24 protein-coding genes are annotated in these 23,819 nt (G+C 59.2%); 6 read left to right on the top strand and 18 right to left on the bottom strand.

The window, feature by feature from the left end; translation table 11 throughout:
• Positions 1 to 3 precede the first annotated feature (3 nt).
• The 3 genes from AC1DCP_RS17610 to AC1DCP_RS17620 form a co-directional block, all read right to left on the bottom strand.
• Positions 4 to 1,227, bottom strand: coding sequence for an efflux RND transporter periplasmic adaptor subunit (locus tag AC1DCP_RS17610; protein WP_421407195.1), 1,224 nt, complete (start codon positions 1,225 to 1,227; stop codon positions 4 to 6).
• Positions 1,228 to 1,249: 22 nt separating this feature from the next.
• Complete coding sequence (locus AC1DCP_RS17615) at positions 1,250 to 1,546, bottom strand: hypothetical protein (RefSeq protein WP_080850229.1); 297 nt, start codon at positions 1,544 to 1,546, stop codon at positions 1,250 to 1,252.
• 126 nt (positions 1,547 to 1,672) lie between these two features.
• Positions 1,673 to 2,326: a hypothetical protein gene (locus tag AC1DCP_RS17620; RefSeq protein ID WP_080850228.1), complete on the bottom strand. Its 654-nt coding sequence runs from the start codon at positions 2,324 to 2,326 to the stop codon at positions 1,673 to 1,675.
• A gap of 173 nt (positions 2,327 to 2,499) precedes the next feature.
• Between AC1DCP_RS17620 and AC1DCP_RS17625 the strand changes: the two genes are divergently transcribed.
• Both AC1DCP_RS17625 and AC1DCP_RS17630 read left to right on the top strand, forming a co-directional pair.
• Positions 2,500 to 3,261, top strand: a complete 762-nt coding sequence (locus tag AC1DCP_RS17625) for a response regulator (protein WP_049790347.1) — start codon at positions 2,500 to 2,502, stop codon at positions 3,259 to 3,261.
• Positions 3,258 to 4,520, top strand: a complete 1,263-nt coding sequence (locus AC1DCP_RS17630) for an ATP-binding protein (RefSeq protein WP_421611892.1) — start codon at positions 3,258 to 3,260, stop codon at positions 4,518 to 4,520. Before AC1DCP_RS17625 ends, AC1DCP_RS17630 begins: the two co-directional genes overlap by 4 nt.
• A 45-nt stretch (positions 4,521 to 4,565) precedes the next feature.
• Here AC1DCP_RS17630 and AC1DCP_RS17635 read toward each other — a convergent pair whose 3' ends face one another.
• The 6 genes from AC1DCP_RS17635 to AC1DCP_RS17660 form a co-directional block, all read right to left on the bottom strand.
• On the bottom strand, positions 4,566 to 5,660 hold the full coding sequence (locus AC1DCP_RS17635; protein ID WP_080850065.1) for a glycoside hydrolase family 88/105 protein: 1,095 nt from the start codon (positions 5,658 to 5,660) through the stop codon (positions 4,566 to 4,568).
• Positions 5,647 to 7,218: a polygalacturonase PglA gene (pglA, locus tag AC1DCP_RS17640; RefSeq protein ID WP_476774506.1), complete on the bottom strand. Its 1,572-nt coding sequence runs from the start codon at positions 7,216 to 7,218 to the stop codon at positions 5,647 to 5,649. Before pglA ends, AC1DCP_RS17635 begins: the two co-directional genes overlap by 14 nt.
• Positions 7,219 to 7,330: 112 nt before the next feature.
• Positions 7,331 to 8,596, bottom strand: a complete 1,266-nt coding sequence (locus AC1DCP_RS17645) for an ABC transporter substrate-binding protein (RefSeq protein ID WP_080850063.1) — start codon at positions 8,594 to 8,596, stop codon at positions 7,331 to 7,333.
• Between the two features lie 43 nt (positions 8,597 to 8,639).
• Positions 8,640 to 9,740 carry an ABC transporter ATP-binding protein gene (locus AC1DCP_RS17650; RefSeq protein ID WP_035199333.1) on the bottom strand — a complete coding sequence of 367 codons (1,101 nt, stop codon included), beginning with the start codon at positions 9,738 to 9,740 and terminating at the stop codon, positions 8,640 to 8,642.
• A gap of 2 nt (positions 9,741 to 9,742) precedes the next feature.
• Complete coding sequence (locus AC1DCP_RS17655; RefSeq protein ID WP_019566471.1) at positions 9,743 to 10,627, bottom strand: carbohydrate ABC transporter permease; 885 nt, start codon at positions 10,625 to 10,627, stop codon at positions 9,743 to 9,745.
• A 4-nt stretch (positions 10,628 to 10,631) separates the two neighbouring features.
• Positions 10,632 to 11,513, bottom strand: coding sequence for a carbohydrate ABC transporter permease (locus AC1DCP_RS17660; RefSeq protein WP_003517909.1), 882 nt, complete (start codon positions 11,511 to 11,513; stop codon positions 10,632 to 10,634).
• A 211-nt stretch (positions 11,514 to 11,724) separates the two neighbouring features.
• Here AC1DCP_RS17660 and AC1DCP_RS17665 point away from each other — a divergent pair, with 211 nt between their 5' ends.
• Positions 11,725 to 12,651 carry a helix-turn-helix domain-containing protein gene (locus AC1DCP_RS17665; RefSeq protein WP_003517910.1) on the top strand — a complete coding sequence of 309 codons (927 nt, stop codon included), beginning with the start codon at positions 11,725 to 11,727 and terminating at the stop codon, positions 12,649 to 12,651.
• Positions 12,652 to 12,680: 29 nt separating this feature from the next.
• On the opposite strand, the gene AC1DCP_RS17670 is transcribed toward AC1DCP_RS17665, so the two are convergent.
• From AC1DCP_RS17670 to kduI, 8 genes are all read right to left on the bottom strand, one after another.
• The gene (locus AC1DCP_RS17670; protein WP_003517912.1) at positions 12,681 to 13,961 is read right to left on the bottom strand and encodes a TRAP transporter large permease; all 1,281 of its coding nucleotides are present in this window, start codon (positions 13,959 to 13,961) and stop codon (positions 12,681 to 12,683) included.
• A complete protein-coding gene (locus tag AC1DCP_RS17675; RefSeq protein WP_019566473.1) occupies positions 13,962 to 14,483 on the bottom strand; it encodes a TRAP transporter small permease in 522 nt (173 codons plus the stop codon).
• 77 nt (positions 14,484 to 14,560) lie between these two features.
• Positions 14,561 to 15,538, bottom strand: a complete 978-nt coding sequence (locus AC1DCP_RS17680) for a TRAP transporter substrate-binding protein (RefSeq protein ID WP_003517915.1) — start codon at positions 15,536 to 15,538, stop codon at positions 14,561 to 14,563.
• A gap of 146 nt (positions 15,539 to 15,684) precedes the next feature.
• On the bottom strand, positions 15,685 to 16,563 hold the full coding sequence (locus AC1DCP_RS17685; protein WP_013761415.1) for an amidohydrolase family protein: 879 nt from the start codon (positions 16,561 to 16,563) through the stop codon (positions 15,685 to 15,687).
• The gene (locus AC1DCP_RS17690) at positions 16,560 to 17,696 is read right to left on the bottom strand and encodes a D-galactarolactone cycloisomerase (RefSeq protein ID WP_065688902.1); all 1,137 of its coding nucleotides are present in this window, start codon (positions 17,694 to 17,696) and stop codon (positions 16,560 to 16,562) included. The genes AC1DCP_RS17685 and AC1DCP_RS17690 overlap by 4 nt, the downstream gene beginning before the upstream one ends.
• Before the next feature lie 24 nt (positions 17,697 to 17,720).
• Positions 17,721 to 18,632: a 5-dehydro-4-deoxyglucarate dehydratase gene (gene kdgD, locus AC1DCP_RS17695; RefSeq protein WP_003517921.1), complete on the bottom strand. Its 912-nt coding sequence runs from the start codon at positions 18,630 to 18,632 to the stop codon at positions 17,721 to 17,723.
• A 113-nt stretch (positions 18,633 to 18,745) separates the two neighbouring features.
• On the bottom strand, positions 18,746 to 19,489 hold the full coding sequence (gene kduD, locus AC1DCP_RS17700; protein WP_013761417.1) for a 2-dehydro-3-deoxy-D-gluconate 5-dehydrogenase KduD: 744 nt from the start codon (positions 19,487 to 19,489) through the stop codon (positions 18,746 to 18,748).
• The gene (gene kduI / locus AC1DCP_RS17705; protein WP_013761418.1) at positions 19,486 to 20,310 is read right to left on the bottom strand and encodes a 5-dehydro-4-deoxy-D-glucuronate isomerase; all 825 of its coding nucleotides are present in this window, start codon (positions 20,308 to 20,310) and stop codon (positions 19,486 to 19,488) included. The genes kduD and kduI overlap by 4 nt, the downstream gene beginning before the upstream one ends.
• Before the next feature lie 175 nt (positions 20,311 to 20,485).
• On the opposite strand from kduI, the gene AC1DCP_RS17710 reads away from it, so the two are divergent.
• The 3 genes from AC1DCP_RS17710 (at position 20,486) to AC1DCP_RS17720 (ending at position 22,514) form a co-directional block, all read left to right on the top strand.
• The gene (locus AC1DCP_RS17710) at positions 20,486 to 21,283 is read left to right on the top strand and encodes an NAD-dependent epimerase/dehydratase family protein (RefSeq protein WP_080850059.1); all 798 of its coding nucleotides are present in this window, start codon (positions 20,486 to 20,488) and stop codon (positions 21,281 to 21,283) included.
• Between the two features lie 134 nt (positions 21,284 to 21,417).
• Positions 21,418 to 22,155: a FadR/GntR family transcriptional regulator gene (locus tag AC1DCP_RS17715; RefSeq protein WP_476774507.1), complete on the top strand. Its 738-nt coding sequence runs from the start codon at positions 21,418 to 21,420 to the stop codon at positions 22,153 to 22,155.
• Positions 22,156 to 22,196: 41 nt separating this feature from the next.
• Positions 22,197 to 22,514: a cupin domain-containing protein gene (locus AC1DCP_RS17720; RefSeq protein WP_003517929.1), complete on the top strand. Its 318-nt coding sequence runs from the start codon at positions 22,197 to 22,199 to the stop codon at positions 22,512 to 22,514.
• A 12-nt stretch (positions 22,515 to 22,526) separates the two neighbouring features.
• Here the strand turns inward: AC1DCP_RS17720 and AC1DCP_RS17725 are convergent, their stop codons facing one another.
• A complete protein-coding gene (locus tag AC1DCP_RS17725; protein ID WP_080850057.1) occupies positions 22,527 to 23,759 on the bottom strand; it encodes a M24 family metallopeptidase in 1,233 nt (410 codons plus the stop codon).
• Between the last annotated feature and the right edge of the window lie 60 nt (positions 23,760 to 23,819).

The raw sequence follows: 23,819 nt of genomic DNA on the forward strand, positions 1-23,819 counted from the left end.
TGTTCAAAAACCCATCGGCGGGCCACCAGGCCCCGGCACGGCGTTTTTGGTGGTGTCGATGGAAAGTTCGCCGGTCACCACGCGCTCGTTCTCGGCAAGGCCGGAACGTACTTCCGCCGTTACCTTGTCGTTCAGACCGATTTGGACCCTGCGTTCGGAAATTCTGCCATCGGTGTCTAGCACACGCACGGCATAGTCATCGTTGGCGCCCTTGCTACCAAGGGCCGCCGCCGGAACGGTTAGCACGTCCTTCGCTTCACCAAGGACGATATGGACCTCCGCCGTCATATAGGTGCGCAACTTGCCGTCCGGGTTCGGCACTTCGAACACGCCATTATAATAGATCGCCTCTGACGACGAGGTGCTGGAAGAGGACGATGTGGTCGAGGAAGACGTCGAGGAGCTGAAGCTGGAGTCGCTGCGCACTGATTCAGGCGCCGGTTCAATGGACGTAAGCGTCGCGTCGTAACGCTGTTGCGGCTCACCCAGCACCGTGAAGTAAACTGGCAAACTGGCTTTTACGCGCGTCACATCTGCTTCGGAAATTTCCGTGCGCACCGTCATCCGGTCGAGCTGGCCTAGGATCACGATTGTCGGCGCGGACTGCGTGGCGTTGACGGTCTGCCCTTCCTGGCTGACGATAGACAGAACAGTGCCTTCGATGGGCGCGGTGATCCTCGTATAGCCGAGATTGGCCTTTGCCGTTTCAACAGCGACCTGTGCCTCCTCGATCTGGGCGTCAATCGCTTCGATCTGCGCCTGGGTGACTGCGAGCGCTGCAGTGGCGCTTTCGAAATCCGCACGGGAGGCGGCATTTTTCGACACCATTTCCTGTTGGCGGACAAGGCTCTTGCGGTTGAGAACAAGTGTCGCCTGCTTTTCCACCCGCTGCGCCTTCACGTTGGCAAGCGCTGCCAGCGCCGTGCGCAGGCTGTTATTCTGGGTAACGGAATCGATCTCGGCAATGAGGTCGCCCGCCTTGACCGTATCTCCAAGTGCGACCTTGACGGCGGTGATGCGACCGGAGGCCTGCGCGCCGACGGCCACCAGACGAACGGGTTTGAGCGTTCCAGTCGCCAGAACAGTCTGCTCGATATCACCGCGCTTCACAGACGAGGTGATATAACCGGGCGTTGCGGCCCGCGTATATTGTGACGAAAACCAGTAGCCACCCAGGGCGAGCGCGACAACCGTCAGCGCCACACCTGCTTTGCGAGCCATTTTCATCGTCCTGTCCTGTCCGGCCGGTCTACTCAAAAGAAGAAACCGACCTCATGTCGTGTTTCACAAGGATGAAGCCGTTGTCTGCTTCGATCCATTCATAGGCGGCAACAGACTTTCTGGCGGATGCCTTGCGGCAGGCGTCGTGACGACGCTTGCCGTGTGCATTTTCGCGCCGTTCCTTGGCACAGACGGGTTGGTGCCACTGTTCTTCCTGCCGGGATTTCGCCGCTGGATCTCGCACCGGCCTGTCACCGGCCGCAGCGACCGACCAGACGAAGCTCAAACCAAAAACCGTCGCCAGCACTAGGTAGAAATATCTCATCATCATCTTCTCGCTTTAAAATCACGCGGGGGATCGCAGGCGAGCGATCCCCCGGCTTCAGCCGTTTCCGGCTGATTTCCTCCTTTGCTGGGGGGCTATTAAAGGAGGAAACTTTGAAGAGTGGCGTCAGCCCCGCTCTGCCTGAGGCAGCGGCGGCATCCTGTCGCCATGCGGAGGCTCGATACGACCGTCTCGTGCACGGCCATCATGCGGGACGACGGGAGGCGGAGGCGGCATCAATGCGCGTTCGAGTTCAGCAAGCTTCTGCACCTGCTGCGGCGAAAGTTTCGGTTTCAGCGTAGCCGCTGCGTCCTGAAGTGCTTTAGCCAGTTCTGCCTTTTTCAGTGTGATGCCAGCCAGTTCCTCACCGGCAAGACGCGGCTCTAGCCCCGTCGCACCCGGTCCCTTCGGCGGCAATGGCTTGAGTTCCGAAGTGGGCAAAACAAGATCGATCAGCGCAGTGGTATAGGCGCGCCACGGACCAAGCTGTTCAGGTGTGACGCCGAGATAGATTTCCGCTGCCGAAAGTTTCGTCGCCAACCCCAATATATCCGGCCCCATCATATCCGGGCGTAGCATCTCAGGCCCGGCCATCTTGCGGCCATGTGGCAGCCTTTGCTCCAGACCACTATTCGAACCGAAGTCAGGACTGGCCAGCGGCGGCATGGCCTGTTCCGATGCCTGCGGCACTGGTTCACCCTGCTCCGCAGCCCGGGAGGTGGCCGAAGCGCCAAGAACAGTTGTCACGACGACGGCGGTGGCGATTAGAGCGTTTCTCATCTTACCTTCCTTTTCGTTTTCCAACCTGAGAAGACGATAGGAGCTAAGCGTTTCCGGCTTTGGTCCGAATGTTGCGGGTCTTATTCCACGCGCGGCCTATTTGTAACCGAATGTTGCCAGAGCGGCCGCAGCAAGCTTTCGTTGCAAAAATCCACCGTTTCTTTGCACCGCTTATGTATAGTGGCATCAAAAGGTTGGATGATATGGCGACAGTTTCGGTGACACATATTTTGATCGTGGATGATGATCCGGAGATACGCACATTGCTCGCGAAATATCTCGGCTCGCAGGGGTTTCGCGTTTCGATGGCAGCCGACAGGCGTGAGTTCGAAGAACAGTTCGCCTGCTCCGATCCGGATCTCATCGTGCTCGACGTGATGCTGCCGGATGGTTCCGGCCTCGATATCTGCCGCGATCTCCAAGGCCGCCGGCCGCGCACGCCCGTCATTCTCCTGACAGCGCTCAAGGAGGATGTCGACCGGATCGTCGGGCTGGAAATCGGCGCCGACGACTATCTTGGCAAACCCTTCAATCCGCGAGAACTGACGGCGCGGATCAAGGCCGTGCTGCGCCGCGCAGTACCTCAGGAAGTACCTCGCGGCTCATCCACCGCTTATGGTTTTGCGGACTTCACCGCCGATCCGGAACAGCGCTCCGTCATCCACGCCGGCGGTGAGAGGATCGAGCTGACGGGGGCGGAGTTCGATCTGCTGAAAGTCTTCCTCGACAGGCCCGGCCGGCTTCTTTCCCGCGATCAGCTGCTCGATCTTACGCAGGGCAAGGACCGGGGACCGTTCGACCGCTCCGTCGACGTGTTGATGAGCCGGTTGCGCAAGAAGCTCGAAACCGATGCCCGGGCTCCAATCTTCAAGACCGTTCGCAATGGCGGTTACCAGATGACGGTTCAGGTCAGAACCCTGCCGGTGCATCGATGAGCTCGCTCAGAAACCGTATCGCCGCACTGTTGATCGTCTCCATCATCGCAGTCATCGCGCTTGCAACTGTGGTGGCCGATCAGACATTGCAGCCGCCGCCGCCAGATGCCACCATCGAGCCCGTTGCCCGCAGCCTTGCCTTTGCCGTGACCATGGCCGAACGCGACCCCTCGCTGCAACAACCCGGCTATTTCCGCATCGAACAGAAGCCGCCTGAAGGTGATCTCGATGGAATGCTTTCGGAGTTTCTAGAAAAGGCCCTTGCACAGGTTGGCGAGCCGCGCACCGCAATTGTGATCCGCGCGCCGGGAAGGCATGCCCCGGTGGCGGCTATAGCGCTGGAAAAAAGCGGATGGCTGGTCGCGGAAATTCCGCATATGGGTCCTCCCCCGGGCGGCTGGAAGATTTTCGGCATGTGGATCGGGCTGATCATTCTTGGCAGTGCTGCTGTTTCCATCTTCGCCGCCAGAAAGATCACCCGCCCCCTCGACATGCTGGAAAACGCTGCGGCAAGCATCGGACCCGATGGTTCGCTACCCCATTTGTCGGAAACAGGTCCGGGTGAAATCCGCGCCACGGCGCGGGCCTTGAACGAACTCGCCCGCCGCCTGAAGGCGGCAATGGAAAGCCGAATGCGCCTCGTCGCAGCCGCTGGCCATGACTTGAGAACCCCAATGACCCGCATGCGCCTGCGGGCAGAATTCATCGAAAACGACGAAGAGCGGGGCAAATGGCTGGCGGACCTCGAGGAACTGAACGCCATCGCGGATAGCGCCATTCTGCTTGTGCGCGAGGAAGTGAGCCAGGATACCGTCAAGATGATCGATATCGGCAGGCTTCTCGGCGAAATCGTCAGCGAACTTTCTGATCTCGGTTACGCTGATGCGCTCGACTTTATGAAACCGGAAGCCGCCATGATCATCAAGGCCGCTCCACTTGCGCTTAAAAGAGCCTTGCGCAACCTCATCCTCAATGCCGTCACCCATGGCAAAACGGCACGGATCGATCTAACCGAGGACGAGAGCGAGGTCGTCGTTACAATCCGCGATGAGGGCCCTGGCATTCCGCAGGAACTGATCGGCCGGGTTTTCGAGCCCTTCTTTCGGGTCGATCTAGGGCGGCGAAAATCGATCCCTGGTGTGGGGTTGGGTCTTGCCATCGCCAGGGAAATCATCGAGCGCTTCGGTGGCACGATCACCATCGCGAACCACAAAAAACAGGGCCTGATCCAGACGGTGATCTTGGCAAAAGTGGCATGATCTCATGCCACAAAACACCCTGTGCCCGTTAAGATGACCGCGCCGTCATGCCAAAAGCAGGCTTTCGGCATAGGCCATCATCAGCGGCCCGACGCCTTTGGCGTCATCGGATACAACCGGCTCGGTCAGATAGTAATCCGGAGACCCATCGCGATAATTGCCCTCGAAGCCGCCGAGGCCCGCGACATGCACAATGCCGGTGAGACGGACGATACCCTCTTCGTCCACCTTGAGCTGTCTCTCAAGCAGGGCCTCAAGCGCGGACCGGCCCGCCGAAAGAGCCACATTTGCCTCCTCGCCCTTCAAAAGCCCCAGCCGCGCAGCCCGCAGTAAGGCATAGGCGAACATCGCCGAAGCGGAGGTTTCCTCGTAGTTTCCGGCAAGATCCTGTTTGTCCAGTACCTGCATCCAGAGACCGGTTTTAGTCTGCCTGGCAACAATACCGGCCAGAAGCAGGCCCGCGCGTTCCCGAAGTTCGATCGTTGCGCCATCAGCCGGCAACATCACCAACGCATCGACCAGCGCCATGGCGAGCCAGCCGACGGCGCGGGCCCATACGGCCGGGGATTGGCCGCTCACGGGGTCGGCCCAGCGCTGGTTGCGGCTTTCGTCATAACCATGGACATAGAGCCCACCGGCATCCGCCGTCAGCGTGAGTGCGGTTGAGAATTGCTGTAGCGCATCGTCGATCAGTTCGGCGTCACCAGTCGCCTGCGCATATTCGATCTGGAAAGGAAGTCCCATATAAAGGCCATCCAGCCAGACCTGATGCGGATAACGCTTCTTGTGCCAGTAATTACCGGCGCCCGTACGCGGATGGCTGCGGAGTTGACCCGCAAGATGTTCCGCCGCAGCGAGATAACGCGGATCGCCCGTTTCCGCTGCCAGAGGAAACAGAATGCGACCGGCAAGGATGTGATCGATATTGTATTCCTGCGGATCGTAACCGGCGAGCACTCCGTCTGCCGCTATCTGCGTGTCAGCCAGACGATGCAGATGTTCGTTCCAGCGCCGGTCGCCGGTCGCTTCGAACAGGTGCTGCAAACCTCGATAGACACAGCCATCCTCATAACACCAGCTCCCGCCCTTGTAGTGCCTATAGCGGCTGGCGAATTGATCAAAATAATCAGTGGCTTTCATGGGTTTTCTCGATTGAAATCTGTGAATGGGAAACGCCAGAGGCGCTTAGCAGCGCAGGATCGTCGCAAATGATTTCAGCCTGTTCGAAAACGATCCCCTCATGCAGCATGGGGCGCACCCCATCGGCCATGATCGGCGGTGTGGCCACGGCTACAGGATCATGCGAGACGATGGTGAGATTGCGAATGGCGATATTGCGGATTGGGGCCTCCGGTAAACCGAGAAAGACGCCGGCGGCATGGGCCAGATGGCGGATTTCCACATCTTCGACAGTTATTCCGTCGATAAACGGGGTCCCGTCGTCTACAGGTGCAGGGTCTCGGGACTGCACCCAGCCGTCATGCCCATCGGCATCGCAATGGTAATGGGCATTGGCGGAAAGCGCGGTCTGCACGCCATCCAGCAACACGCGGCGCATGGTGACATTGCTGACTGAACCGCCACGGCCCCGCCGCGTCTTGAGACGCAGGCCGCGATCCGTGCCAACCATGTCACAGTCCTCTACCGTTACGTCATGCACGCCACCCGACATTTCCGAGCCGATCACCAGCCCGCCATGGCCGCGCTCCATCAGGCAATGGCGCACGCTGACGCCGCGTGTTTCCGCCAGATGGTCGTCCTCGCCGTTTGGCCCGCGTTTGCCTGCCTTCACAGCAATGCAATCGTCGCCCACTGAAAAGCGCACGCCTGATATCGTCACGTTGCGGCAGCTTTCCGGGTTGAAGCCATCGGTATTGGGGCTGTTATGCGGAGCGCTGATTGTGAGACCCGCCGCTGTCAGGGTCTCGCACCCCTGTGGATGGACCGTCCAGGACGGTGCATTGCGAATGGTGAAACCGAAAAGCCCGACATTGCGGCAGGAAACGAGATGCAGGCCGCGCGGTCGGCGCGCGTCGTCACGGGTTTCTTTCGGCCAGCTCCACCAGTCGCCTCTGTCGCCGGAACCATCGAGAACGCCTGTGCCTTCGATCACGAGATTATCTGCGCCGATGGCATGGACCGGCGCAGCGAAACAGGCATCCGGTAGCCCTTCCCAACTGCCGAGCATGCGGCCCGTCTCATCGCGGGCAGGCAGGATCGGCCAGCCATTGCGGGTGGAGGGTGCGCGCAGCACGGCCCCTTCCGCAAGATGAAACGTCATGTCGCTTTTCAACCGCACGGGAAACGCTGTCCAAAGGCCGGCAGCAAATCGCAACGTGCCGCCCGCAGGCACGGCGGCAACTGCCTCTTCCAGAGCGCGGGCGTTGGCGCGTGCGCCGGCTTCGTCGTCAAGCGCAATATCCGGCGTCAGCGAAAATGCCGTCGCCTCGACAAGCCCCGCGCAGGGCGCTGTCCTGAACTCCAGGCTTGCGAACCCATCCGCTTCGAACACATACCGCGTATCCGGACGCAGATCATGCAGCAGCGTCACCACGGTGGCGGATTTTCCGGTTCGTAAATCACCATCTTGCGAAGTCAGCCGCCATGCCGTCTGCGGCAGGTGATATCGCGCACCGGGTACGGCGAGGCAAAGCGCCGCCGTTCGCGCCGAAAGCGCGATGATAGAGGGTTCGTTCATGCTCGTTTCTCGTTGTTCGTGCATGCCCCGCCAAAACAATCGGCGGGAATGCCCATGTCACCCGGCAACCGGATAAAGAGCCCGCCGCCGCAGGGGCGGCGGGCCATTGTCGTCAATCGAATTTGGCCAGAACGTCATTGGTGGTATCGATGATCTGCTCAGCCGCCTCTTCCGCCGTCAGCTGGCCATAGGCATATTCCTCCAGCGTATCGATGAAGCCGGAGCGGATTTCCGGATGTTCGTTGAAGGGCGAAACTACCGGTCCAGATGCCGCCATGACGATGGCGTTGGCGGCGCGCACTTCCGGCTCACCCTTGTCGCCCAGACGCTGCGCCGCAGCCTTGGAAGCAGGCAGGCCGCGAGAAGTGCCAAGCGCATCGATGCCCTCAGGCTCGTTCAGCAGGCAGTTCAGGATTTGCGCGGCTGCTTCAGGGTTCTTCGAGTTTTTCGAGATAGAAAAGACCATGGAAGGCTTGCGATAAACGCCTTCCGTTACGGCATCGGCGAGCTTCAGCATCGGCACGGGTTTCAGCACCTGCCCATCCTTCAGGGGATCGGCATATTTCGAATAGGTGGAATCCCATTCATAGGAACCAGCGATACGGCCTTCGGACCAGGACGGCTTTTCATAAAGATTGACGTTGCCATCGGCCGCTTCCTCTTTCTGGGAGCGAATGGAGCCAGTTTCCACCAGCTTGCCGACGAACGAGATACCTTCCGCCAGTTCCTCCGGCGTCCAGGCGACACGGTTGGTCTTGGGGTCGACCAGATCCTTGCCGGTTTTCTGCACCACGGCGAGTGTCACGAGAAGCTGGGCAGTCTCCTTTACGGCATTGAAGGTGTAGTGATCCTTGCCGAGCTTTTCCTTGATGGTTTTTGTTGCCGCGAAGAATTCATCCCATGTCTTGGGGATTTCAACACCAGCCTTCTCGAAGGTGGTGGCGTTGAAAAAAAACACGCGGCCGGTGGTGGAGACTGAAAGGCCCTGAAGCACCCCGTTCATAGAACCCGCTTCCAGATCCGTCTCGGCCCATTGCGAAAGATCGAGAGGTTTCAGCTGACGCAGATCAGCAAAACCTTCACCATTCTTGGAAAACAGCGGCAGCCATGGCCAGTTCACCTGAACGATATCAGCCTCCGTCTTACCTGCCATTTGCGTGGTCAGTTTTTCCAGATATCCATCGAAGCCGGTAAACTCACCTTTGACCGTGTGGCTGTATTTTTCACCGCAGGCGGCAATCGCCTTCTGAGTGGCGACATGACGGCTTTCGCCGCCCCACCACGACATACGCAGTTCCGCGGCACCCACCGCAGGCGCAGCCACCGTGGCCAGATAGGCAGCACCGGCCAGCATCGCCATTGTTCTCGTCATCTTCATTGTTCTTCTCCTCCTCGAAAAATCAGGCACGCTCGTCCCCTCCTCACAGCGAGACATTGCGGCCATCGGCCTTGTCGAAAATATGCAGCTTCTCGGGGTCCGGCTTCAGTCGCAGAATGCCGTCGCGCCCAAGCGCCTCGAATTCGGCTGCTCCCACCACGCTCACGAGCTTCTGTCCGCCCAGATCGGCATGCAGATAGACCTCGTGCCCCATGAATTCGGCGTTGGTCAGTTTCGCCTGCAGCGCCGGCCCATCGGCCTCACCGGCTAACGAAAGATGCTGCGGACGGATGCCGATGACGGCGTCCGCCGGTCTGGCTGAAAGCCGCTTTTCCAGATGGTCGCCTATCGGAAGACGTTGCCCGCCGATGACGAACTCCGCCCCGTCGATCGCCACATCCACAAGGTTCATTTCCGGCATGCCAATGAAACCGGCGACGAACAGATTGGCGGGCCGGTTGTAGAGTTCCTTCGGCGTGGCGACCTGCATGATGCGCCCGGCCTGCATGACGCAGATACGGTCGCCCATGGTCATGGCTTCCGTCTGATCGTGCGTCACGTAGACGACGGTCGAAGACAGGCCCTCCGCCTTCAGCTGGCGATGCAGATCGGTAATGCGCACACGCATGGAAGCGCGCAGCTTCGCATCGAGATTCGAAAGGGGCTCATCGAACAGGAACACGCCCGGTTTCTTGATGAGGGCACGGCCCAGAGCAACACGTTGCGCCTGCCCGCCGGAAAGCTGTTTCGGCAGGCGATCCAGCAAGGGCTCGATTTCGAGAATGCGCGCGACATTGTCGATTGCCTTCTCGATCTCGGGCTTGGCAACACCGGCAATCTTGAGGCCGAAAGCAAGATTGCCGCGCACCTTCATATGCGGATAGAGCGCATAGTTCTGGAACACCATGGCAATGGAGCGCTTGCCGGGCGGCAGGTCGTTGACGCGCTGATCTCCGATCAGGATTTCACCGCCGGTGATTTCCTCCAGCCCCGCCACCATGCGCAGCGTGGTGGATTTGGCGCAGCCGGACGGGCCGACGAAAACCATGAACTCGCCGTCCTCGATTTCGAGATTGATGCCGTGCACGGCCTTGAAGCTGCCGCCATAGACTTTTTCGAGATTTTTAAGTTGAACGCTTGCCATTTTCAGCCCTTGACCCCGCCAGACGAGATCCCTTCAATGAAATACCGTTGCGCCGCGAAAAACACGACGAGCGCAGGCGCGATCGTCAGCACCGACATCGCCAGGATGCGGTTCCATTCGAAGGCTTCGGTGGTGTCGATGGAGAGTTTGAGCGCCAGGCTCACCGGATATTTATCGACCGAGGACAGGTAGATCAGCGGTCCCAGAAAGTCGTTCATCGTCCACATGAACTGGAAAAGGCAGACCGAGATCAGCGCCGGCGCCAGCATCGGCACGACGATGTAGACCAGCGTCTGCAGACTGTTGGCGCCATCCACACGGGCGGCTTCCTCCATATCCGAGGGCAGCGAGCGCAGGAACTGCACAAGCATGAAGACGAAGAAGGCGTCACCGGCTAGTGCCGAGGGAACCCATAGCGGCAGGAAACTATCCAGCCAGCCGAGGTCACGGAACAGGATATACTGCGGAATGCGGGTTACGACATTGGGCAAAAGCAGGATGGCGATGACCGAGCCAAACAGGATTTTCTTCAGCGGAAAATCGAAGCGCGCGAAGGCATAGGCCGCCATGGTGCAGGAAATCGCCGTTCCGATGACCTTCGGCAGGATGATCAGGAACGAATTCCAGAAAAACCGGCCAAACGTGTAGGGCGTGGAGGTCTCCCAGCCGCGAATGTAACCGTCCAGTGTTGGCGTCTCAGGAATGAAACCTGCACCGGAAAAGATCTCGGAATTGGTCTTGAAGCTTGCACCGACCAGCCAGATCAGCGGATAGAGCATGATGAAGCCGACCGCGAACAGCAGCGTGTACCGGACAGAGGTCGATAACAGCCGGAGCCTTGCCCGGCGGGCGGCCTGCATGTCGTTTAAGGTTGCGATATCGGTCATGGCATCAATTCCGCTTGTCGCCAGCGTAATAGACCCACTTTTTCGAGGACCAGAAGGCCACGAGGGTCAGCACGGTGATGATGGTGAAAAGAACCCAGGCGATGGCGGAGGCATAGCCCATGTTGAACTTCTTGAAAGCCTCATCGTAAATATAGAGAGGCAGCAGGTAGGTAGACTTCAACGGGCCGCCCTGGGTGATGATGTAAGGCCCGTTAAACTCCTGGAATGCCTGAACCATCTGCATGATCAGGTTGAAAAAGATGACCGGCGTCAGAAGCGGCAGGGTGATGAAAAAGAACGTCTTTACCTTGCCTGCGCCGTCGATTGCCGCGGCCTCATAAAGCGACTTGTCGATGGATTGCAGCGCGGCGAGAAAGATCACCATGGCCGAACCGAACTGCCAGCAGCGCAGCAGCGTAATTGTAAAAAGCGCATTGGCGGGATCGCCAAACCAGTCGACCGGCGACAAGCCGATTGCCGCCAGTGCCATGTTGGCGAGACCTTCGCTGGCGAAGATGTAGCGCCACAGCACCGCAATCGCGATCGAACCGCCGAGGATGGACGGAACGTAAAAGGCGGTGCGGAAAAAATTGATGAACTGCAGCTTGTAATTGAGTATCGCTGCGATGAACAGCGCGAAGGCAAGCTTCAACGGCACCGTCAGAAACACATAAAACAGGGTGACGTTCAGGGATTTCATGAACGTGCGATCACGGGTGAAGAGCCGCTCGTAATTGGCCAGTCCCGCCCATGTGGGGTCACTCATCAGGTCGTAGCGGGTGAAGCTGAGATACAGGGAACCCAGAAACGGGATCGCCGTGAAAACCAGAAGTCCGATGATGTAGGGCGTCAGATATCCCAGCCCGAGGAAGCGATTAGATTTCATGACGCTCCTCCCCCACCCCGGAAAGGCGCGGATAACAGAATACAATTTTGTGCAAGTGATTCTCCCGGAACGGCTGACGGCGGGCGCATGATGGCGCGATTTCTCGCCGCAGCCGATCTCCTCCCTCATTGATACGGCGCGCATTAGCAGTTTGTGAGGTGACAAAACCAAATTTCCGAGCCAAGGTGAATTAACAAAGACGAGGAAAAAGATGGACGAAATCGAAGGTGGTATTCTCTCGTCCGTTCCGCCTGCGGCGCTCACGCTTAATCTCACGCGCGCCACGATCAAGATGGAGCACTCCCGCACCTGGCAGATCGACAAATCCAATCAGGTGGACGATCTCATTATCTGCCTGGAGGGTCGCGGGCATTATCTCGTGGACGGTGAAGCACGGGTGCTGGAGCCTGGCGACGCCATGCTGATTTTCAGGGGGCAGCATTTTATCGGCTGGAATGAACAGGCCGTCACCTATCGGGGAGTGGCACAGCATTTCACGTTGGATATTTACGGTCGTCACAACCTTGTCGCGCAGATGGACCTCAAGCCGAAACTTTCGCTGAGCCGCTGGCCGCTGCTGGAGCCGCTGGTGCGCCACTATCGGCAGAGCGCTCCACCCTCCTCTGTCACGCTTGGCCAGCATCACCTGTTCATGGTGTTGCTGATCGCATTTATCGATGATGCATTTCTCGGATGGGTCGACCGTCCGAGTTTCCAGCCGGAAGGTGCCGAAGCCCTGGATCTGGCTGTCATGAAAGCGATCACGATGATTTCCGCCAATCCGCTCGACCCTGAAATCGCCGCAAGGGCGACCGACGCAGCCCCCTATAATCGCGACTATTTCCTGCGTGAGTTCCAGAAACGGGTGGGGCGCACGCCGAGGAAATATCAGGAATTCAAACGCATGGAACGTGCCATGCATTTTCTTGAAGCCGGGCTTTCAGTTGCGGCTGCGGCGGCAGAAGTGGGATATGGAGATCCCTATTATTTTTCGCGGATGTTCAAGCGCACATTGGGGTTGAGCCCCCGCGACCACATGAACAGGATACGCCGCAGCCGGCACGGCAATCTGATGGCGTTTGACGAGCACGAACAGCAGAGGCTGCTTGCCACCGAAATGGAAAAGGCCCCGGCATAGCGGGGCCTTCTTGCGATAAAGCTTTGGAACTACCGGAAAAGTGACGGCAACCAGAGTGAAAGCGACGGAATATAGGTGACGGCGAGCAGCACGGCTATGCTGGCGCCGAAGAACGGCCAGATCGTTCGCATCGCTTCCCGTATCGTTATGCCGCCAACCGCACATCCCACGAAGAGCACCGTTCCGACCGGCGGCGTATTGAGACCGATACCGGCGTTCAGGATCATCACGACACCGAAATGCACGGGATCGATGCCGAAGGCCTTCACGACAGGCAGAAGCACCGGCGTGGAAATGATGACCATAGGTGCCATATCCATGAAAGTGCCGAGCAAGAGCAGAATGACGTTGATGACCAGAAGCACGATAATCGGATTGTCCGAAATTGCGCTGATTGTCGCGATCATCAGTGTCTGTACCTGCAGGAACGCCATCAACCAGCCGAACGACGCAGCCGTGCCGATGACGAGCAGAACCATCGCTGTTGTGCGAACCGCCCCCATCACCGCTTCCACGAAACCGCTCCAGTCCAGCTCACGATAGACAAGCATGGCAACAAGGAAAGCGTAGAGAACGGCAATGCAGGAGCTCTCCGTCGCGGTGAAGATACCCGAACGAACGCCGCCGAAGATGATGCCGATCAACAGAATGCCGGGAAAGGACGCCAGAAGATAATACATCAGCTTCGAAAAGCCGGGAAACGGCTCGGACGGGTAACCCTTGCGCCGCGCGACGATATAGGCGGTGACCATCAGGGCCGCAGCAAGCAGCAGGCCTGGAATGATGCCGGCGGTGAAGAGATCGGCCACCGAAACATTGCCACCCGCCGCGATCGAATAAAGGATCATATTGTGCGAAGGCGGGATCATCAGCGCGATGATGGCGGCGTTGACAGTGACGTTGACGGCGTAATCCCGGTCATAACCGCGCTTGGCCATTTGCGGGATCATCAGACCACCAACGGCCGAGGCGTCGGCGACAGCCGAGCCGGAAATGCCGCCGAACAATGTCGAAGCGACGATGTTGACCTGCCCCAGACCGCCGCGCAGATGACCGACAAGACCGGCAGCAAAACGGATCAGACGATGGGCTATACCGCCGCGGACCATGAGGTCACCCGCGAAGATGAAGAACGGGATCGCCATCATCGCAAACACGTTCATGCCGGAGTTCATCTGCTGGAAGACCACGATGGGCGGCAGGCCGAGATAAAGAACGGTGGCGAAGGAGGCAATGCCGAGGCAGAACGCAATCGGCGTACCGATCAGCATCAGAAGGGTGAAGACACCGAAGAGGATTGTGTAAGCCATTTACGCGGCCTCCTGCACAAACACATCCGCCGCGATTTCCTCGCCGATGGCAAGATCGATAAAGCGTTCGGCTGCAAACAGCGCGATCAGAAAACCGCCACCGATCAGCGGGAAGAAATCCATGCCGCCCGGCCATCCAAGAACAGGGATCGTCGCCGTCCATGTTCCGGCAGAGAGGACGGTTCCGTACCAGCACATGCCAACCCCGAAAAAGAAGATCAGTGCCAGACTGGTCAGGTCCATCGCCGCCTGTATGCGCGGCGGCATCATATAGCGCAGAATATCCAGCCCCAGATGCACGCTTTCACGCACGCCCACCGCCGCCCCCAGCATGATGAACCATGACATAAGGTGAAGCGACAGCGGCTCGGACCAACTTGGTGAATCATTCAGGATATAACGGGCAAACACCTGCCAGCCGACGATAAGGGTCATGGCGACCATGCCGACGCCGGCGATGTAAAGTGACGCACGGCTGAGCGCGCCGAGAAATGGGCGGATCGCCCGCATGAAGTTTCGCATTTGCCTTCCTCCTCCAACCTCAGACCAATGACGACAAAAGAAAACCGGCCCTGTTGCCAGAGCCGGTTTTCCCTATGTCACTTGACGGCTTTTACCCGCTCAAGAAGGTCTTTCATTTTCGGATCGGTGACGAACTTGTCGTAGACCGGCCCCATCGCGGCGGCGAACTCTTCCTTGTTGACCTTGATGACGTTGGCGCCACCGGCGCGTACTTTTTCTTCCGAGGCCTTTTCGCGCGCACTCCACAATTCACGCATCTTGCCAACGGAATCCTTGGCTGCCTGACGCAGCAGCTTCTGATCTTCCGGCGACAGCTTGTCATAGGAAATCTTGGAGATGACGAGGATTTCCGGATTGAGGGAATGTTCCGTCAGCGAATAGTTCTTCGCCACTTCATAGTGACGGGCGGATTCGTAGGACGGCCAGTTGTTTTCCGCACCATCGACAACGCCTGTTTCAAGCGAGGAGTAAACCTCGCCCATCGGCATCGGCGTAGGGTTGGCGCCAAACGCCTGCATCATCGAAATCCACAGATCCGATTGCTGCACGCGGATTTTGAGGCCCTTCAGGTCCGCCAGTTTTTCGATGGGCTTCTTGGTTGTGTAGAAGGAACGCGCACCGGAATCGTAAAAGGCAAGACCGATCAGGCCGTGCGGTTCGAAAGCTGCCAGAACCTCATCGCCGATCGGGCCGTCTACGGTATTGTGCATGTGTTCCGTCGAACGGAACAGGAAAGGCAGGCCGAGAACGGTGGTTTCCTTGACGAGATTGTTGAAAGGCGCAGCGTTGACGCGGTTCATGTCGATGACGCCGAAGCGGGTCTGCTCGATGGTATCCTTCTCACCGCCGAGAACCGAATTGTTCATGACCTGCACCTTGATGCGGCCATTGGAGCGTTCCGACAGAAGTTCGCCCATATATTTCACGGCTTCAACCGTCGGATAACCGTCGGGATGAATATCGGCCGAGCGCAGGGTGATTTCCTGCGCCTTGGCGGAAACGCCTGACAGCGCGATCCCCATCGCGATGCACATCATGCTTGCAATTTTTTTCATTTCTTCCTCCTCCGTTGTAACAACGGCCCCACCCCTCCAAGGCTAACGGACCGAATTTTTCACGCCCATCCGGGCCGGCATGCAAAGACCTTTCATCTGCAAAGGATGATGGGGACCTCCCTTTCCCCAACTATCCCGAATTGAAACTACACCGCCTTGAGTGGCGGCAGCTTGAACAGGGCTTCTGGATTTTCCACCAGCGCTCGGTGACGGGCCGCATCGTCCGGCAGCCAGCCGAGTGTGAGCTCCGCAAGGCGGGCATCATCCGGATAGGCAGCCGTCTCACGGACCGAATTGTGCGGCCAGTTCGTCCCCCAGACGATCCGCTCCGGAGCATGGGCAGCGATACGGCGCGAAAAGGCTGCAACATCTTCATAGGGCCAGGCGTCGCGCGAACTTTCATAAACACCGGCAAACTTGAACCAGAGATTGCCGCGATCGATGAGCTTCAAAAGTGCCGCCATTTCCGGGCCATCCGTGTCGATACCCCTGAAGAATTTTCCATGGTGGTCGAAGACCCAGCGCGAACGGATTTTTTCAAGGCGCGGCAAATGATCGAGAAGCCCATTGCCGTCGAACTGAACCGCCACCATCCAGTCGGCCGCATGGGCACGCTGATCCACCGCTTCCAGTTCCGATAGGTTCACCGCGCCGCCAGGCAAATCCATGATACGGGCGCCCACGGCACCGGCAGCGGCAAGTCGTTCCATGTCCTTTTCAGTCGTCTTCTCATCGATAATCACCACCGCGCGGGCTGCCTCGCCCATTTCTGCCACGCAGGCCAGCGTGTTGCCGTTATCTCGCTGTTGGGCGTTGCCCTGGGTGATGATGACGCGGTCGATGCCGAGCCATTGCATGAGCTGGCGATAATCCTCAGGCCCCGGCAGCGCACCCGGCGGCAGGCCCGGCCCACCCGGCAAGGCTGGATATCCGGGCAGATACATATGCATCTGAGTATCGACCGCCCCTTTCGGAAACGCTGGCTGCGGCGGTGTCCCGCTTAGTTTTCTGACAAGTTCGCTCATGGCTGTGGCATCCTGAATTCAACGAGTGCGTCGCGGTTGATCTCGATGCCGAGACCGGGACCATCGGGAATGGCGACGACACCGTTCACCGCCTCTACCGGCTGTTGCAGCACGGCCTGACGGAACGGATTATGCGTCCGATCGAATTCCATGATCGGCTCGACGGGGTTTACCCGCACCGGATCGGGCACCATCGCGGCCATGAACTGCAGGGCAGCGGCGATCTGCACGCCCGTGCCCCACACATGCGGCACAATGCGCACGCCGTGCAGCGTGGCAAGCGTGGCAATCTTCTGCGTTTCGGAAAAGCCGCCGCAACCGCAGAGGTCTGGTTGGAGAATATCCACGGCACCGGCGGAAAGCGCCTGCCACATGCCGTAACGCCCGTGCCAGGTCTCGCCTCCCGCAACCGGGATTGGTTGGCCTGCCCGCACGCGCGCATAGGCATCGAGCTGCTCGGGAACCACCGGCTCCTCGAACCAGTCGATGCCGTATTCAGCCGCACGATTGCCGAGCGCGATGGCTTCGGTAACGGTATAGCCGTGATTGGCGTCGATCATCAGCCGCATATCCGGCCCGATCGCTTCGCGCACGGCGGCAATGACCGCAAGATCCTCCTCGATGCCGAAACCGATCTTGATCTTGCAGGCGTGAAAACCCTCTGCACGGCGCTCCGCCATCTCATTGGCATTGTCGGAGATGCGGTCGACCCCATCACGCTTGAAGCTGCCGGTGGCGTAGGCGCGCACGCTTTCGCGCCAGCGCCCGCCGAGCAGCATGGAGATGGAGGTGCCGTAATGCTTTCCCTTGATATCCCACAGCGCGATATCGATGCCGGACAGGGCTGTAATGCTGAGGCCGCGCTGTCCCTGGTCGCGCAGGGCATTGTAAAGCACAGCCCAGATCTTTTCGGTCTGGCGGGGATCCTGGCCAATAAGCCAACCGGAATAGGCCTGAACCACGGCGGCGTTCGGTCGCGCCGGACCGAGGCATTCGCCCCAGCCGACGGTCCCGTCATCGCATTCGATTTCGACCAGAACATGGGCACGCCGGTCAAAGCGCATGGATGCGCTTTCAAACGGCGTGGCCAGCCGATGTTCGAGCAGATGCGTGCGCACCGCTGTGATCTTCATCGTTCCCCTCCCGTTATACCTTGATCACACCTTGCGCTTGTGCGTGCCGATCAGGGCATCGAGCATGCCGATTTCCTCATTCGTCAGATCCTTCAGCGGCGCGCGCACCGGACCCGCATCAAAGCCCTGCAGGCGAACGCCAGCCTTGATGGCGGAGACAGCGTAACCCTTGGCGCGATTGCGGATCGCCATGAACGGATAGAAGAATTCCGTCAGGATGCGTTCGCAGGTGGCGCGCTCGCCGGCCCGCAGCGCCGCATAGAACTCGTTGGCAAGACCCGGCACGAAGTTGAAAACGGCCGAGGAATAGGTGGTGAAACCGGCGCCGAGATAGGCTTCGGCAAACAGTTCCGCCGTCGGCATGCCGCCGAGATACATCAGGCGGTCACCCATCTTGGCGGTGATCTGGCGAACGAGACCGATATCACCGGTGCCGTCCTTGAAGCCGACGAGGTTCGGGCACTCATCGCAGAGACGCGCCAGCGTATCCGCCTGAAGCACCGAATTGTCGCGGTTATAAACCATGACGCCGATGCCGACCGACTGGCATATTTTCTTGATGTGCGCGTAAAGGCCTTCCTGCGGAGCATCGATGAGATAATGCGGCAGAAGCAGGATGCCATCAGCACCGACTTTTTCCACCGAGCGTGCGATATCAACCGCAACTTCGGTGCCGTAGCCGCAGCCGGAAACGATTGCCGTTTCACCGGCCACTTCCTTGGCAGCCGAAACGATAGCAGGGATTTCATCCGGCTTCAGCGAGAAGAACTCGCCCGTACCGCCGGCGGCAAACAGCACCGGCGCCTTGTAACCGGCAAGCCATTCGACATGCGCCCTGTAGCTATCGGCCGCAAAACGACCCTCGGAATCAAAATGCGTTACCGGGAAGGAGAGCAGGCCGGAGCCAAGCGCCGCCTTGATTTGTTCAGGGTTCATAATCCGTATTCCTCTGCAAGTTCACTGACTGGAAGCCACCTAAACCGCTTGCCGCATATTTGTCAACAAGTCATCATACAAGTTATATGATGAATTTTGAAAACCGGCGCGCATTAGCGCGCCAGCCAGCCACCATCGACATTGAGGATGGCGCCATGCACGTAGTCGGCCGCCGGCGAGGCGAGGAAAACCGCCGCCCCGGCGATGTCTTCAGAATGCCCCCAGCGGCCTGCCGGGATGCGCTCCAGAATGGCCTTGTTGCGGGCAGCATCCGCCCGCAACGCCTCGGTATTGTTGGTTTCGATGTAACCGGGCGCAATGGCATTGACGTTGATGCCCTTCGCGGCCCACTCATTTGCCAGAAGCTTGGTCAGACCCGCAACGCCATGCTTCGCCGCCGTATAGGACGGTACGCGGATGCCGCCCTGAAACGACAGTAGCGAGGCGATATTGACTACCTTGCCCGGACGACCTTTCGCCAGCAATTCCTTGGCGAAGGCCTGCGTGGTGAAAAACAGCGCCTTGAGATTGACGTCCATCACCTCATCCCAGTCGAGCTCTGAAAACTCCACGGAATCGGCGCGGCGAATGATGCCGGCATTGTTGACGAGAATATCGAAACCGGCGTCGGCAAAGCTGTCCCTGGCGGCGAGTGGATCGGCAAAATCAATCGACAATGCGGCGGCCTTGCCGCCGTTCTTCGCGATCATGTCCAGCGTCTCGTCCGGCGCGCGGCGGGCGGCGCAGACAACTTCCGCGCCGGCCGCGGCGAGGCCGACGGCGATTGCTTGACCAAGCCCCGTATTGGCACCCGTCACCAGCGCCTTACGCCCTTGAAGCGAAAAGGGATTTTTCATTTCAGATCCCCCGGCTGAATGAAGTCCATGTCGGTATAATCGACATTGTCCCCAGCCATGGCCCAGATGAACGTGTAAGAGCCGATGCCAGCGCCGGAATGGATCGACCAGGGCGGAGAAATGGCACCCTCTTCGTTGGAAATGAAGAGATGCCGCGTTTCCTGCGGCTCACCCATCAGGTGCAGAACGCGCGACTTTTCATCCATGCCGAAATAGAGATAGGCCTCCATGCGGCGATCATGAATATGCGACGGAATGGTGTTCCAGACGGAGCCGTCCTCCAGCGTCGTATAGCCGAGCACCAGCTGGCAGCTTTCCATGACCAGCGGGTGGATGAACTGGTTGATTGTGCGCTTGTTGGAGGTCTCGGTCGCACCAAGCTTGACCTCCTTGCTGTCGGCAAGGCTGACGAGCTTTGCCGGCAGGCTGCGATGCGCCGGGCATGAAGTGATGTAGAACCGGCCCGCGCCATCGAAGGTCACCGCACCGCTTCCCGCACCGAGATACAGAACGTCGCCACGATTGAGCGTATACGTCTCGCCACCAGCGTTGACGGTGCCGGTGTCGCCGATATTGACGATGCCCATCTCGCGCCTGTCAAGGAACGACGGCGTCTTGGTTTCCTCGACCTTGTCCAGCATCAGCGGGGCACCATCAGGCACCGCGCCGCCCATGACGAAACGGTCGTAATGGGTATAGATCAGCCTGATTTCGCCGGAACGGAACATGTCGTTGGCGAGGAAATGCTTGCGAAGCCCTTCGGTATCGAGCGTTTTTGCATATTCCGGGTTGACGGCCTGCCTTGTTTCGACGGTCAGCATCAAACTCATCCTTCATGATTGTTGCGTATAGGACATAATATATGTTATCCGCTTTTTGTACGATCTGTATGACAAGGTCAAGAGGAACCTGGATATCTCGACCACGCCGGAGACGTTGAATGGGGTTTCCCGCAGCCTCGATGATCCGCAGTCCATTCGTTTAGGGAGAATTGCAATGAAACGGCTTCTTGTTACCGGTGCGGCTGGCCAGCTCGGCCGCGTCATGCGCAAGCGCCTCGCACCTATGGCCGAGATATTGCGCCTTGCCGATCTTTCGCCGCTCGATCCTGCCGGGCCGAACGAGGAATGCGTGCAATGCGATCTGGCCGACGCCAGCGCCGTCGATGCGATGGTCGCCGATTGTGACGGCATCGTCCATCTTGGCGGCATATCGGTGGAGCGGCCTTTCGAGCAGATCCTTCACGGTAATATCATCGGGCTTTATAACCTCTATGAGGCGGCCCGCGCCCATGGGCAGCCGCGAATCATCTTCGCCAGCTCCAATCACACGATCGGTTATTATTCCCAGACAGAGCGGCTTGGCCCCGACGTTCCCTTCCGGCCGGACGGTCTTTACGGCGTGTCCAAATGTTTCGGCGAAAGCCTCGCCCGCATGTATTTCGAAAAATTCGGCCAGGAAACGGCGCTGGTACGCATCGGCTCCTGCACGCCGGAACCGCAAAATCACCGCATGTTGTCGACCTGGTTTTCGCAGGATGATTTCGTATCGCTGATCGAGGCGGTTTTCCGCGCGCCGGTGCTCGGCTGCCCGGTCGTCTGGGGCGCATCGGCCAATGACGCGGGCTGGTGGGACAATTCCCACCTCGGCTGGCTTGGCTGGAAACCGAAGGACAACGCCGAGACTTTCCGGCAGCACATTGCCGAGACAACACCGCAACCAGACCCTAACGATGCGGTGGCGCGTTTTCAGGGCGGCGTTTTCATCGACAATCCGATCTTCAAGGCGACTTGAAATGCCATTCGGGACCGACAGGCATGATAACCGGTCTTTCCTGCGCGTGCAGCGGGATTGCAAGCCGGACCGCGAATGACGTATCGAGGAATACCGGACGCTAACCTGCACCCTTTTTTAGAACGGCGATGACAATGACAAAAGCGATAACCTCCGAACCGGCAGCTCCGCAAGCCAAGACGCTTGTGGTGAAGGTTTCCGAGGAGCTCCGCAGCCAGATCGCCAAGGGCCGTTATAGGACAGGCGAGCGCCTGCCTTCCGAAGCGCAGATGACGCAGGAATTCGGCGTAAGCCGCACCGTGGTGCGCGAGGCCATCGCCTCACTGAGGTCCGACGGGCTGGTCGAGCCGCGTCAGGGCGCGGGTGTCTTCGTGCTGGAGCCAGCGCCTGTCGAGCGACGGCCGTTCCATAATGTCGATCTTGCCCGCGTCTCGTCCCTTATCGAAATGCTCGAACTGCGCACCGCCGTGGAAGGTGATGCCGCCGGTCTTGCGGCCGTTCGCCGCTCCCCGGCGCAGGAGGAGAAAATCATCGAAGCCTTCGATGCCTTCCGCGCCAGTGCCGCCAAGGGCATTCCGACAGCAGAGGCCGACTTCGCTTTTCACCTGGCCGTTGCCGACGCAACCAACAATCCGCGCTTCAGCGAGTTTCTACAGGTGCTTGGCCCAACGCTCATTCCGCGCCGCGCCGTTGCCGAAAACGGCAAGGAAACCGTGCTTTCGCCCGCTGACCTCAACCGGCTTGTCGGTGAGCACGAAGCGATCCTGATTGCTATACAGGACGGCGACGAAGAGGCGGCAAGAAGCGCCATGCGCCATCACCTGAAAAGCAGCCAGACGCGTTACCGCGCCATGCTGCGCGCGCCGCGCTGAATTTCAAGCTTGAACGACATCGCATGACCGAGGAGAACCACATGCAGCAGCTTCCGACATTCCCCACCGTTTCACCCGACGATGGTGTTGAACGCACCGTGCTTTCCGAAGCGCCGGAGCTGATGGTGGTTTCGTTCCGCTTCAAGACCGGCGCCGAAGGCAAGCTGCATAACCATCCGCATGTGCAATCCACCTATGTCGCCAGCGGCAGCTTCCGCTTTTACCGCGATGGCGAAGCCTACGACCTGCAGAAAGGCGACAGCCTCATCATTCCCGGCCATGTCGAGCACGGCTGCCTCTGCCTGGAAGAGGGCGAACTGATCGACTGCTTCACCCCTCGCCGCGACGACTTTCTTTGAACCTGGCCGGCCTCAGGCGCGGGACAAACCCCGCAGGGTGCGTGGCAGGCTGTTCATGCACTCTGCCCCTGCTGTGGTAACGAGAAACTGGTCCTCGATCATTAGCGCGCCCAGACCTTCGCCGTAAAACGGCGCTTCAAGTGCCACGACCATGCCGGGAAGAATGACCTCCTCATTGTCATGGGAAAAGAATGGCCATTCCTCGATGCCCACGCCGCCGCCGACGGAATGGCCGAAATGACCGCGATAATATTCGCTGAATCCGTCTTTGCGCATCGAAGCCAGCATGGCGGCGTGCACCGCACCGAATGTATTGCCGGGACGAATCGCTTCCAGCCCGCTGGCAAAAGCTGCCTCCAGCGCCTTGAAAATATTGGCCGCGAGCGGAGAGACCGGACCCCATGAAAACGTCCGCGCGCCATCCGACGAATAACCATCGACCAACGTGCCAACATCGGCCTTGATCAGGGCACCGGGCGCGACGACCGCCGTCATATCCGACAGGGCCGGACCAACCGATATATAGTCCCAATGGCCGCTCAGCGAAAAACCCGACTTCAAGGCATGCGACTGAGCGCCGGCTTTCCACGCGTTGGAAAGCTGGCTGAGCGCCACGCCCGGCCGCACGGCCGCCGCCATCTCGACCAGCCCGGCCTCAGCGGCCGCTGCGGCCCGCCTGAGAAGTTCAATCTCGCGCACAGATTTCACCGCACGCAGACGTTTCAGCACTGTCGAGCCATCAACCCAGGTCACAGCGGGCGTCGCCTCACGAAGAGCCGAAAAATCGGCAGCGGGCATGAATTCGAGATCGGCACCGATGCGCGCCGCAGACAGCCCGCGTTCCTGCAGAAGGTCGGCCAGCAAAACAAAGCAGGCGGCGCGATCGAATGTCTCCGGCCTCTGTCCGCCGGAATTGTTTCGGCGATAGACACCGTCTACCTGCGAGACGTTTTCGACACCCGACATATCGACCATATCGATCCAGATGCGATGCCGGCGCAGATCGACATCAGGCGCGGCCTTCTCGACAAGAGGTGCGGCGTGATCGCTGACGACGGCGGCAAGCCGGGACGCAGCATCGGCTGGCACAAGCGCAATCGCCGACCCCGCCCTGCCCCACATCGTCGCAACGCCCGCATGTGCTCCAACGGCATAACGGAAGGCTTCGGGCTGGAAAAGCACCAGCGCATCCATGCCCGCCTCACCCATCAACTGCTGCGCACGGCCTCGATCGATATCGCCCATAAGAACCCCGGTAGATTGTTTCACCCGCCGTGTTTTCAGGCGGGCGCAATAATATCAAGA

It is taken from the genome of Agrobacterium sp. 10T429, from assembly GCF_056393925.1.